The organism is Nonomuraea sp. NPDC049624 (assembly GCF_040675255.1).
Taxonomy (GTDB): Bacteria; Actinomycetota; Actinomycetes; order Streptosporangiales; family Streptosporangiaceae; genus Nonomuraea.
Map to the genome: position 1 here is coordinate 383147 of NZ_JBFAOR010000008.1, position 11650 is coordinate 394796.

Consider the following 11650-nt stretch of genomic DNA (forward strand, 5'->3'; position numbering starts at 1 on the left):
CGACAGAATGGACGCATGACGACGAAAGCCAAGCTCATCGCCTTCACCATCGACTGCGACGACCCCCGGAAGCTGGCCGCCTTCTACCACGAGGTGACCGGCTTCGAGATCCAGTACTCGGAGGAGGAGTACGCGGCGATCGGCGACGGGTCCACGAACATCTACTTCGGCCGTGTCCCCGGTTACAAGCCGGGCGAGTGGCCCAGCGCCGACAAGAAGTTCCATCTCGACTTCCGCGTGCCCGACCTGGACAAGGCGGTCGAGGAGTACACCGCGCTCGGGGCGGTCAAGCCGGAGTTTCAGCCGGGCGTCACCGAGGAGGGCACGCGCTGGATCGTGCTGCAGGACCCGGAGGGCCACCTGTTCTGCGTGGTGCCCGAGCAATCGTAGGCCCCGCGACGCCCCCGCGGGGGCTCAAGGATCAGCCACAAGTTCCTGCAGGTGGCAGCCCCAATTGGGCGATTTATCAGCCTAAAGAATGATGGTAGTGCTCCGCTCGGCTCTTAAGCTGGAGCAATGCTCCTGCACGGACCCCTGCCCCTGCGTGGGCGCCGATGACCTGGATCGGACTGCTCATCGCGCTGGCCGGAGCGCTGGGATACGCGCTCGGCGCCGCCCTCCAACAGTACGAGGCCGTGGCCGCGGGCGCCTCGCTCAAGCTGGTCCGGCGCCCCCGCTGGTGGATCGGCGGCGTCATCGGCTTCACCGGGGCGTGCCTGCACGCCGTGGCGCTCAGCTTCGCGCCGCTGGTGGCCGTGCAGCCGATCAGCGTGGCCACCCTGGTGTTCGCGGTGCCGCTGGCCGCCTTCATGTACGGGCGCAGGCCGTACCGGGCGGAGATCCTCGGCTCGATCGCCGTGGCCGTGGGCCTGCTCTGGCTCATGCTGCTGGTGCCCCAGCACAACGTCACGCCCCGGCTGAGCAGCGGCGCCGCGCTCGCCTTCCTGGGCGTCATCGCGGCGATCGCGCTGGTGTCGCAGGTGCTCGCGCGGCGCTTCCACGGGCCCGCGCGGGCGCTGCTGCTGTCGGTGGGCGCCGGCGTCGTGACGGCGAGCGTCTCGACGTTCGTGCGGGTGGTCGGCGGCGGGCTGGAGGGCGACTGGGGGCGGCTGATCCACTGGTTCACGCTGGCCGTGCCGGTGCTGCTGGTCTGCGCGGTGGTGCTGCTCCAGCGCTCGTACGCGGTCGGCTACTTCGGCATCGCCTACGCCGGCGTCCAGGTCATCGACCCGATCACCTCGGTGCTGGCGGGGGCGATCCTGCTCGGCGAACCGCTGCCCGCCAGCCCGTCCACGGCGATCCCCGCCCTGCTGGCCGGGGCGCTGACCATCGGCGGCACGATCACCCTCGGCCGCCTCACCCCCGACCACTCCAAGCCGGCCCCGGCCCCCGCTCCCGTCCCCCCGGTGCTGACCTCCGCCACGGTGGCCGCCGAGGCGGCAACCAAGGCGTCCGGGACGGCCTCCGAGACGGCCTCCGAGGGCGCGGTCACCGGTCGGCGGCCCGCGTCCGGTCAGTGACCGCCGCCACCGGCGGACGCCAGGCCAGCACGTCGTCCATCGAACGCAGCATCAGCTCCGGGCTGAGCCGGCCCGCCACGGTCACCGCGAGGTCGCGCAGCCGTACCGCGAGCGGGTTGCGCAGCTTGGTGACCCGGCAGATCGTCATCGACCGCCGCACGACGTCCGACGTGCGCGCCAGCCGGGCCGCGGTGTAGGCGGCCAGGTCGCCGTCCGCCACGTGCGCGAGCACCACGGCGTCCTCCAGCGCCTGGCAGGCGCCCTGGCCCAGGTTCGGGGTCATCGGATGGGCCGCGTCGCCCACCAGCGCCACCCTGCCCCGGTGCAGGGCGGGCAGCGGCGTCCTCAGGTAGTGGACGTCGTTGCGGATGATCCGGGCGGGGTCGGCGGCCCGCAGCAGCGCCGGGATCGGCTCGTGCCAGCCGCCGAACCTGCGCAGCAGCTCCTCCCGCTCGTCCCCGTGGGCGGCGCCGGCGGGTGACAGGTCGGTGGCGTACAGGTAGACCAGGTCGTCGGTGAGCTGGTGGACGCCGAACACCAGCCCCCTGCCCCAGCTCTCCGACCGGGGGATCTCCAGCCCGTTCCGCGGGACGAGCGCCCGCCACGCCGTCACTCCCGAGTACACCGGTCCCGGATGGCCGGGGAAGAGCGCCCGCCGGGTCGCCGAGCGGATGCCGTCGGCGCCCACGACGAGGTCCGCCTCGATCTCGTCCGCGTCCGTGCGCACGATCCCGCGCTCGGCGTCCACGCCCGTCACGGTGACGCCCAGCCGCAGGACGCCCGGGTCCAGCGCGCCGGCGAGCACGTCCATGAGGGTCGCCCGCAGCATGACCACCACCGAGTCCCCGTACCGGGCGTCGGCGTGGTCGGTCGTGGTGCGCGTCAGCCAGCGGCCGTCCGGCCGCCGCACGCCGAGCGGCCCCTCCACCGTGGAGAGCTCGCGCACCCGGTCGCCCAATCCCAGCGTGTCGAGCGCCTTGAGGGCGTTGGCGGCGACCGCCAGCCCCGACCCGACGGGCTCGACGGCGGCCGCCCGCTCAAGGACGCTCACCTCCCACCCCTTGCGGCGCAGGGCCACGCCGCAGGCCAGCCCTCCGATGCCGCCACCGATCACCACAGCCTTGGGCATGACGCCTCCTCGGTTACTACGTCTGTAGTGCGAGCGTACTACACCTGTAGTTCGCTCGCACTACCCCTGTAGTATTCGGTCCGTGAAACGAGCCGACGCCGTCGCCGACACGGCCATCACCCTGCTGGCCGAGCGGGGCATGCGCGGCCTCACCCACCGCGCCGTGGACGAGGCGGCCGGGCTGCCGCCCGGATCCACCTCCAACCTGGCCCGCACCCGGGCCGCGCTGCTGGAGCTGACCCTGTCCCGGCTCACCGAGCTGGAGATGAAGGCCATGGCGATCGCGTACGAGCCGGCGGCGCTCACCCTCGACGACCTGCCCGCCCGGCTGGCCGAGGCGGTGCGCGTGCAGCTCGACGACCGCAGGCGCACCCTGGCCCGCTACGAGCTGGCCCTGGAGGCCACCAGGCGTCCGGAACTGCGCGAGATCTACAACCGGGCGGGCCGCCACTTCCGCGACCCGGCGCCCGCCATGCTGGCCGCCCTGGGGTCGAAGGACCCGGCGCGCCACGCCCGCCAGCTCGTGGCCTTCGGCGAGGGGCTGATGTTCGACGCGATCGCGGGCGCGGGCTCCGTGCCCACCGTGAAGGAGCTCACCCTCGCGCTGCGCGACCTGCTGACCGGCATGCTGCGTGACGAGGGCGCCGGCGGATAGGACCGCCGGCGCCCGTGTCGGCCGTGCGTGGCCTCGGGCGGCCTACTTCTCGCCGCCCGTGTCCTCGCCGTCCCTCGCGTGCTTGCCGCGAGGCTCCCGGTGGCCGTCGGCCGCGCCGGACTCGGCCTCCGGCGACTCGTCCTTGGGGGGTGCCTCATGCCTGCCCATACGGGGGGAACTCTCCTTCTCTTCGACCAACAGCTCACGGTGACCGTATGACTACAGTTACGTGCCCGGCAAGGGGGTTGGTTCAAGATCCACGCAACGAATTCGAGAATAATTCGCGTAACGCCGTGATCAGCCGGAATCGGCAGCGGTCAGCCGGGATCAGCCGCCGTCAGCCGGGACAGGTCGGTCGGTAGGGCACCTCGGGCAGGTGCCGGGCCCAGTCCGCGGCCGACAGGCCCCCGTAGCGGGCGCACACCGCCGACGCCGGGTCGCCGGCCGCGGGCGAGCGGGCCAGGTCCAGCGTGAGCACCGTCCCGCCGGCGGCCAGCACGCGGGCCGTACGCCCGTCGCCGGCCAGCACCGCCCGCGCCGGCCGGTCCGCGCCGCCCACCGGCACCTGACGTTCGGCCAGCAACACGCGGTCGGGGACGCGCCACACCCGCACCCGGTCGTTGTCCGTCCCGGCCAGCAGCCGGCCGTCCGGGCTGAAGCGCAGGTGGCCGGGGGAGGGCCGCAGCCGGGTGCCGAGCACGGGCACGCCGTCCAGGTCGTAGATCTGGATGCCGGTCTCCTCGGCGATGGCCACCCGCTCGCCGTCCGGCGCGAACGTCGTGTACTCCCACGGCATCCGGTCCAGCCACGGCGCGGGCGTGACGCGGTCGCCGCGCCTGATCGCCGAGCGCCGGCCGTCGAACGTCAGCGCCACCCGGTCACCGGGGCCGGCCACCGCGTACTCGCCGACGAAGGCCGCCCGGCGGGCCCGCAGGTCCCAGGCCCACCGCTCGCCCGACTGCCGGGCCGCCGCGAACAGCAGCCCGCCGCCCGGGCTGAACCACGCCGACTGCTCGCCCGGCGCGCCCAGCCCCCTCCCGAACGGCGGCCCCACGCCCTGCCCCGACGCCGTGTCCCACAGGTACGACCGGTCCACGCCGACGAAGGCCAGCGTGCGGCCGTCGGGGGACCAGGCCATCGCCCGCACGCTCTGCTCGGGACCGGCCGTCTCGGCGATCCGCCGGTGCCCGGGGACGTCGTAGACGCGTACCGTGTCGTCGGTCAGCGCGGCCAGCCGGGAGCCGTCGTCGCTGATCGCGTACAGCGAGCGCGGCCCGGCCTGCGGGTCGGTGAAGACGTCCACGGCCGGGTCGGCGGCCGCCGCCGTCAGCGCCCGCCGCGCCTGCGGCACCCGGGCCAGCCGCCAGGCCGCCAGGCTCAGCCGGCGCGCGGTCACCGGATCGGCCACCCGCAGCGCCTCGGCCCGCGACGCGGCGACCCTGGCCATCGCCTGCTCCAGCCGCCCTTCGGCGGCCCCGCGCTGCCACACCGCGAGCAGCGCCGCCAGCAGCGCGACCGACAACAGGCCCGACAGCAGCCCGACCATGAGCCGCCGCCGCCTGCGCGCGCCGCCGCGGGCCCGCGCGAGGGCCTCGTCCAGGAAGGTCTGCTCGCCGGGGCTCAGGGTGACCCGCCGCCGCCCGCCGGCCGCCCATGCCATCGCCTGGTCGAGGGGTTCGCCCTGGTAGAGGTCGGACTCGCGGCGCCCGCCCGCCTCCCAGGCGCGCGCCACCCTGGCCAGCTCCCGGTGCACGGCCAGGCCCTCCCGCTCGCCGTCCAGCCACTCGTGCAGGCGCGGCCAGGCCCGCAGCAACGCCGTGTACGTGATCGTGAGGGATCCCCGGTCGCCGATCGTCAGGATCCCGGCCTTCCCGTACGCCTCCAGCACCCGGTCGATCGCGGCCACCTCGTCGGGGGCGCGTCCGGCGACCAGGTCGTCACGGAGGGCGGGGGCCACGGTGTCGCCGCCGGACTCGTCGAGCCCGACCAGGCGCAGGAAGACCTCGGGCACCAGATCCTGGTCCGCCCGGCAGAGCTGGAGGTAGATGGCCTCGGCGCGGACGCCGAGCGGCGGGTCGTCGACCGGCTCCGGCGGCAGCAGGCGGCCGAGCTGGGACTGCGGGGCGTCGAGCAGGGACATGAGCAGGTGGCGGGCGTCCGGACGCCGCTCGGGGTCGTCGTGGAGCGCGGCGGCGACCAGGCCGCGTAACAGCCGGTCGAGGCGCTCCCCGTTGCCTAATCGCTCGGTGAGCCCGTACGCGGCGAACAGCAGGACGCGCCCCCACGCCTGGACGTCGTCCGCCGGCCCGGCCTCGGCGTCGGCCAGCCCCAGCCCCACCAGGCGCGGCCCCTCGACGCCTAAGATGATCTTGTCGGGCGTGAGCGACCCGTGCACCGCCCCCGCCTCGTGCACCGCGGCCAGCGCGGTGGCCGTGGCGGCGGCCAGGCGGTAGAGGTCGTCACCGGCGAAGGGGCCGTGCCGCTCGACGACCTGGCGCAGCGTCGGCCCCTCGATGTACTCGCTGACCAGGTACGGCGGATCGCCCTGCGGGCACGCCTCGACCAGTCGCGCCGCGTGCACCGAGCGCACCTGCGGGACCGTCGCGTACGCGCCCGGTCCTGGCAGGTGGAGGGCATGGCGACCGCCCGACTCGTCGTAGGCCTCGCGGACGGTGGTCCGCCCGCCGCCGTCGAGCCGGGCGCCGAGCCAGTAGCCTCCCAGCCGATCAGTCATGCGGGATTAGATGCCGCCTTCCGTTCAGCGGTTCAGTCGAGCCCGGTGCTCCGGCCATTCCTCTTCGAGGATGCCGAAATAGACCGTGTCGCGCCAGGTGCCGTCGGGCCTTCTGCGGTGGCGGCGCAGGGTTCCCTCGTGCACGCCGCCGATGCGCCGGATGGCGGCCTGGGAGCGCAGGTTCAGCACGTCGGTCTTGAGCAGGACCCGGTTGAACCCGAGTCCGAAGGCGTGGTCGAGCAGCAGCAGCTTGCAGTTGGTGTTCACCGCGGTGCGCCAGTGGGCGCGGCCGTACCAGGTCCAGCCGATCTCGACGCTGTCGTCGAAGCCGGGCACGTCGATGTAGGTCGTCCAGCCGCCCGGCCGTCCGGTCTCCTTGGGGATCACCGCGAACGGCACGTGCTGGTCGTCGCCGATGAGCGCGCGGGCGGTCCTGGCCAGGTCCTCCTCGGTGCGCGGGGTGGCGATCGGCAGCCAGCGCCACAGCTCGTCGTCCCCGCCGCCGGCGGCGAACAGGTCGGGGACGTGTTCCAGGGTGAGCGGCTCTAGGCGCACGACGTCGTTCTCCAGCACCACGGGCGCGGGCAGCTTGGCGGTCATGCCGCCACGATAGGCGGCGGTCCCGTCGCAGGTTGACGGCCACCTGGCCCTTTTTGCGGGGAACCACCTGTCGACATCCATACCGGCCGGTCGGTAGGCTCACCGGCATGGACTTCGCCTTCGACACCGTCACCGAGGACCTGCGCGAGCGCCTGCTCCGCTTCATGGACGAATGCGTCTATCCGGCCGAGCCCGCCTTCGAGGAGCAGGCCGCGGCCGCCGGCTGGAGCCCGCCACCGCTGCTCGACGACCTCAAGGACGAGGCGAGGAAGCGCGGCCTGTGGAACCTGTTCCTGCCCGGGGCGCACGGCGCCGGCCTGACGAACCTCCAGTACGCCCCGCTGGCCGAGATCATGGGCCGCAGCCCCAGCATCGCCCCCACCGCCACCAACTGCGCCGCCCCCGACACCGGCAACATGGAAGTGCTGGCGATGTTCGGCAGCCAGTGGCAGCGCGAGGAGTGGCTGCGCCCGCTGCTCGACGGCGAGATCCGGTCGGCCTTCGCGATGACCGAGCCCGACGTCGCCTCCTCCGACGCCACCAACATCGCCACCTCGATCGTCCGCGACGGCGGCGAGTACGTCATCAACGGCCGCAAGTGGTTCATCTCCGGCGCGATGAACCCCAATTGCAAGATCTTCGTCGTCATGGGCAAGACGAACCCCGACGCGCCCAAGCACCGGCAGCAGAGCATGGTCCTGGTGCCGCGCGACACCCCGGGGCTGCACGTCAAGCGCGGCATGCACGTCTTCGGCTACACCGACGCCGACCACGGCGGCCACGCCGAAGTGATCTTCGAGGACGTGCGCGTACCGGTCGAGAACCTGATCGGCGAGGAGGGCGGCGGCTTCGCCATCGCGCAGGCCAGGCTCGGCCCCGGCCGCATCCACCACTGCATGCGCCTGATCGGCATGGCCGAGCGCGCGGTCGAGCTGATGTGCCGGCGGGCCCTGGCCAGGACGGCGTTCGGCAAGCCGGTCGCCCAGCAGGGCGTGGTCCAGGACTGGATCGCCGAGTCCCGCATCAGGATCGAGCAGTTGCGCCTGCTCGTGCTCAAGACCGCCTGGCTGATGGACACCGTGGGCAACCAGGGCGCCCACACCGAGATCCAGGCCATCAAGATCTCCACCCCGATCACCGTCGAATGGATCCTGGACAAGGCCATCCAGGTGCACGGCGCGGGCGGCGTCTCCCAGGACTTCCCGCTGGCCGCGCTCTGGGCGGGCGCCCGGTCCCTGCGTCTGGCCGACGGCCCCGACGAGGTGCACAAGCGGTCCCTGGCCCATCGCGAGCTGAAGAGGTTCATGTGAACGAAGCGCAGATCAAGGAGCGCGTGCGCGCGTTCCTCGGCGAGCACGACCCCGAGGGGGACCGGCTGGAGTTCCTGCGGGCCAGGTTCGACGCCGGGCTGGCCTGGGTCTGGTTCCCCGAAGGGCTCGGCGGCCTCGGCGCGGCCAGGGAGCTGCAGCAGGTGGTTGAGCACGAGCTGGCCGGCACGCCGCAGATCAACAGCGGCGTCCAGGGCATCGGCCTCGGCATGGCCGCGCCGACGATCCTGGCGTTCGGCACGCCGGAGCAGAAACGGCGCTTCCTGCGCCCGCTGTGGACCGGCGAGGAGATCTGGTGCCAGCTCTTCAGCGAGCCCGGCGCCGGCTCCGACCTGGCCACGCTCGCCACCCGCGCGGTCCGCGACGGCGAGGAGTGGGTGGTCGACGGCCAGAAGGTCTGGACGTCGGGCGCCCACCACTCCCGCTGGGCCATCCTGGTCACCCGCACCGACCCGGACGTGCCCAAGCACCGCGGCATGACGTACTTCGTCTGCGACATGCACGCCCCCGGCGTCGAGGTGCGGCCGCTGCGGCAGATCACCGGCGAGGCCGAGTTCAACGAGGTGTTCCTGACCGGCGTGCGGCTCTCCGACGACCTGCGGCTGGGCGAGGTCGGCGACGGCTGGCGGGTCGCGCAGACCACGCTGATGAACGAACGCGTCGCGATCGGCGGCGCACCCGTGCGGCGCGGCGGCGGCATGGTCGGCGCGGTGCTGGAAGCCTGGCGCGCACACCCCGAGCTGCGCACCCATGACCTGCACCAGCGGCTGCTGGCGTTGTGGGTGGAGGCCGAGGTCACCCGCCTGTCCGGGGCCCGGCTGCGCGAGCAGCTCGCCGCCGGCCAGCCCGGCCCCGAGGGCTCGGGCATGAAGTTGTCGTTCGCCAAGCTCAACCAGGCGCTGTCCGGCTTCGACGTCGAGCTCCGCCGCGACCTCGGCTATGACGACTGGACGTTCCGCCGCTCGGAGGACGTCGACTTCTACGGCCGCGGCCCCGGCTACCGCTACCTGCGGGCCAAGGGCAACTCGATCGAGGGCGGCACGTCCGAGATCCTGCGCAACATCATCTCCGAACGGGTGCTCGGCCTGCCCTCCGAGCCCCGAGTCGACAAGGACGTGCCCTGGAAGGACCTGCCGCGATGACTCTGCTCTACTCCGAGGTCGAGGAGGAGCTGCGGGCGGCCGTGCGCGGCCTGCTCGCCGACCGCTGCCCGCCCGCCGCGGTGCTCGGGCGCGTCGAGTCGCAGCCCTACGACCTGGACCTGTGGAAGACGCTGGCGGGCGAGATCGGCGTCGCCGGGCTGCTCGTGCCCGAGGAGCTGGGCGGCGCGGGCGCCTCGGCCAGCGAGGCGGCCGTCGTGCTGGAGGAACTGGGCCGGGCCGTGGCGCCGGTGCCGTTCCTGACCAGCGCGGTCCTGGCCACCAAGGCGCTGCTGCCCACCGGTGACGCCCTGCTCGGCGAGCTGGCCGAAGGACGCAGGACGGCGGCGCTGGTCGTGTCGTTCGCGGCCTCGCCGTACCGGCCGGGGCGCGGGTCGTCGCTGCGGCTGGCGGACGGGCGGCTGTCCGGCACCGTCACCGGCGTGGCCGGCGCGGACGTGGCCGACGTGCTCCTCGTCCCCTTCGAGGGCAGGCTGTACGAGGCCGAGGGCGCCACCGTGGAGGTCGTGCCCTCGCTCGACCTGACCCGGCCGGTCGCCACCGTCACCCTGTCCGGGGCGCAGGTCCGCGACGTCGGCGCGTGCGACCTGGCCGGCGTGCTGAGGTTCGGGGCCGGGCTGCTGGCCTCCGAGCAGGTCGGCGTGGCCGAGTGGTGCCTCGACACGACGCTCGCCTACGTCAAGGAGCGCCACCAGTTCGCCCGGCCGGTCGGCTCGTTCCAGGCGATCAAGCACCGGCTGGCCGACCTCTGGCTGGACGTCGTCAGGGCCAGGGCCGCCGCCCGCGGCGCGGCCGCCGATCCCGGGGACATCGCGGTCGCGGTGGCGCAGTCGTGGAACGCGGGGGTGGCGGTGCACGCCGCCGAGGAGGCGGTGCAGCTCCACGGCGGGATCGGGATGACCTGGGAGCATCCCGTGCATCTGTATCTCAAGCGCGCCAAGGCCACCGAGATCGCGCTCGGCACGCCCGGCGACCATCGGGAGGCGCTGGCCTCACTCGCCGGCGTCCCCGGTCCCGAGGGAGTTCAGCAGTAGGTCGGCGAAGTGCTTGCCCACCTGGGCGCCGGTCAGCGGCCCGTCCGCGTGGAACCAGGTGCCCAGGTGGTGCACCGAGCCGAAGAAGTAGTCGACGACCAGCTCGGCGGGCACCCGGTCGCTGAGCACGCCGGTGCGCTGCCCCTCGGCCACCAGGTCGCGGAAACGCTCGTGGTAGCGGCGGCGCTCGGCGCGCACGGTCTTCTGCTTCTCGGTCGCGAGCAGGTGCATCGACCTGAAGAAGATCTTGGAGTCGTCGAGGTTGGCGGTCGTCGTCTCCACGACGTCGGCCGCGGCCCGGTGCAGCCGCTCGCGGATCGTGCCGGGGCCGTCGGCGATGCGCGTCAGCCGGTCCATCTGCATGCGGAGCAGGCGGGCGTAGATCTCGTGCAGCAGATCGTCTTTTGAGTCAAAATAGTGGTACATGGCGCCCTTGGTGACGCCGGCCGCCTGGACGATCTCCTGGACCGAGGTCCCCTCGAATCCACGGGCCGCGAACAGCCGGGTCGCCTCGGCGAGCAACCGCTGCCGAACGGGTTCTTCCTTCACATCGTCCCCCTTGTCACCCGCCATAGCATACCGACTGGTCGGTTGACGGTCTTGCAGGTTTTATTTGCGTCACCTTAGGCTCGCCTTGGTTCGTACTTGGGTATGCCTCCGTCCGGCGAGGGATCTTCGGAGTGGCAGATCCTGAGGGTTTCTACTCATTCGGGGAGTTTGCCGTGCCCGGTGGCTCTATCTACGTGCAGCAGGACGAGAAGTACACAGGCTCATCCCCGCAGTGGTGGTACGAGAAGTTCTGGCGCGAGGACGCGCCCAACCGCCGCCGCTCCCGGTACGTCAAGGCAGGCGTGGGCGCGGTGGGCGGCATCCTGCTGGCGCTGCGGTTCGGCTCGGAGTACATGCTGTTCTGGGGGGCCGTCACCGCCGGTCTCGTGGCCGCCGTCGACTGGTACATCGACTGGCGCGCCTTCCGCGCGACAGCCGTCTGGCGCGGCGCCCGGCGCGGTGAGCTGATCACCGGCCGGCTGCTGCGCAGGCAGCTCGCCAGGCGCGGCTACCAGGTGCTCGACGGCCGCGCGATCCGCGACCAGGCCTCCATCGACCACCTCGTGATCGGCCCGACCGGCATCTGGGTCATCGACAACGAGTCCTGGAGCCCCGACACCGAGATCGGCTGCTACAACGGCAGGCTGTTCTTCAGCGAGAAGTACGGCACCAAGTGGGCCAAACCGCTGGTGGACACCGCCGAGGCCTTCGCCGAGCTGCTGACCCGCGAGACCGGGATCGAGGTCACGATCTCGCCCATGCTGGCCGTCCACTGCGGGCTGCTGCCGCGCGGCGGCGTCGTGGTCGGGGAGGGGCTCACGCTGCTCAAGCCGCGCCTGGTGGCCAGGCGCATCAAGGCGGTCGACGGCGTGGTGTTCACCGACGAGCAGGTCGAGCTGCTGGCCCGCACCGCGGCCAGGGAGCTGCAGAAGGTCTGACCG

12 protein-coding genes are annotated in these 11650 nt (G+C 72.9%); 7 read left to right on the top strand and 5 right to left on the bottom strand.

Features of this window, described 5'->3' with window-relative positions:
* Nucleotides 1-15: 15 nt before the first annotated feature.
* Complete coding sequence (locus AB0J76_RS32835; protein WP_352319548.1) at nucleotides 16-390, top strand: VOC family protein; 375 nt, start codon at nucleotides 16-18, stop codon at nucleotides 388-390.
* Nucleotides 391-554: 164 nt separating this feature from the next.
* Nucleotides 555-1520: a DMT family transporter gene (locus AB0J76_RS32840; protein WP_352319550.1), complete on the top strand. Its 966-nt coding sequence runs from the start codon at nucleotides 555-557 to the stop codon at nucleotides 1518-1520.
* On the opposite strand, the gene AB0J76_RS32845 is transcribed toward AB0J76_RS32840, so the two are convergent.
* On the bottom strand, nucleotides 1489-2649 hold the full coding sequence (locus tag AB0J76_RS32845; RefSeq protein ID WP_352319552.1) for an FAD-dependent monooxygenase: 1161 nt from the start codon (nucleotides 2647-2649) through the stop codon (nucleotides 1489-1491). The two genes, AB0J76_RS32840 and AB0J76_RS32845, sit on opposite strands and share 32 nt — an antisense overlap.
* A gap of 82 nt (nucleotides 2650-2731) precedes the next feature.
* Between AB0J76_RS32845 and AB0J76_RS32850 the strand changes: the two genes are divergently transcribed.
* Nucleotides 2732-3304 (top strand): TetR/AcrR family transcriptional regulator, encoded by a 573-nt coding sequence (locus AB0J76_RS32850; RefSeq protein ID WP_352319554.1) that lies wholly within the window; start codon nucleotides 2732-2734, stop codon nucleotides 3302-3304.
* A gap of 42 nt (nucleotides 3305-3346) precedes the next feature.
* On the opposite strand, the gene AB0J76_RS32855 is transcribed toward AB0J76_RS32850, so the two are convergent.
* The 3 genes from AB0J76_RS32855 to AB0J76_RS32865 form a co-directional block, all read right to left on the bottom strand.
* Complete coding sequence (locus AB0J76_RS32855; RefSeq protein ID WP_352319556.1) at nucleotides 3347-3472, bottom strand: hypothetical protein; 126 nt, start codon at nucleotides 3470-3472, stop codon at nucleotides 3347-3349.
* Between the two features lie 169 nt (nucleotides 3473-3641).
* Nucleotides 3642-6038 (bottom strand): hypothetical protein, encoded by a 2397-nt coding sequence (locus AB0J76_RS32860; RefSeq protein WP_352319558.1) that lies wholly within the window; start codon nucleotides 6036-6038, stop codon nucleotides 3642-3644.
* A gap of 24 nt (nucleotides 6039-6062) precedes the next feature.
* Nucleotides 6063-6638 (bottom strand): GNAT family protein, encoded by a 576-nt coding sequence (locus AB0J76_RS32865; RefSeq protein WP_352319560.1) that lies wholly within the window; start codon nucleotides 6636-6638, stop codon nucleotides 6063-6065.
* Nucleotides 6639-6745: 107 nt separating this feature from the next.
* Here AB0J76_RS32865 and AB0J76_RS32870 point away from each other — a divergent pair, with 107 nt between their 5' ends.
* Genes AB0J76_RS32870 through AB0J76_RS32880 form a run of 3 tightly spaced genes read left to right on the top strand, consistent with a single transcriptional unit; the run spans nucleotide 6746 to nucleotide 10160 of the window.
* Nucleotides 6746-7948, top strand: a complete 1203-nt coding sequence (locus AB0J76_RS32870) for an acyl-CoA dehydrogenase family protein (RefSeq protein WP_352319561.1) — start codon at nucleotides 6746-6748, stop codon at nucleotides 7946-7948.
* On the top strand, nucleotides 7945-9108 hold the full coding sequence (locus AB0J76_RS32875) for an acyl-CoA dehydrogenase family protein (protein ID WP_352319563.1): 1164 nt from the start codon (nucleotides 7945-7947) through the stop codon (nucleotides 9106-9108). Before AB0J76_RS32870 ends, AB0J76_RS32875 begins: the two co-directional genes overlap by 4 nt.
* Nucleotides 9105-10160, top strand: a complete 1056-nt coding sequence (locus AB0J76_RS32880; protein WP_352319564.1) for an acyl-CoA dehydrogenase family protein — start codon at nucleotides 9105-9107, stop codon at nucleotides 10158-10160. The genes AB0J76_RS32875 and AB0J76_RS32880 overlap by 4 nt, the downstream gene beginning before the upstream one ends.
* On the opposite strand, the gene AB0J76_RS32885 is transcribed toward AB0J76_RS32880, so the two are convergent.
* Nucleotides 10119-10709 (bottom strand): TetR/AcrR family transcriptional regulator, encoded by a 591-nt coding sequence (locus tag AB0J76_RS32885; protein ID WP_352319566.1) that lies wholly within the window; start codon nucleotides 10707-10709, stop codon nucleotides 10119-10121. The genes AB0J76_RS32880 and AB0J76_RS32885 overlap by 42 nt on opposite strands.
* Nucleotides 10710-10882: 173 nt before the next feature.
* Here AB0J76_RS32885 and AB0J76_RS32890 point away from each other — a divergent pair, with 173 nt between their 5' ends.
* Nucleotides 10883-11647, top strand: coding sequence for a nuclease-related domain-containing protein (locus AB0J76_RS32890; protein ID WP_352319568.1), 765 nt, complete (start codon nucleotides 10883-10885; stop codon nucleotides 11645-11647).
* Nucleotides 11648-11650 lie beyond the last annotated feature (3 nt).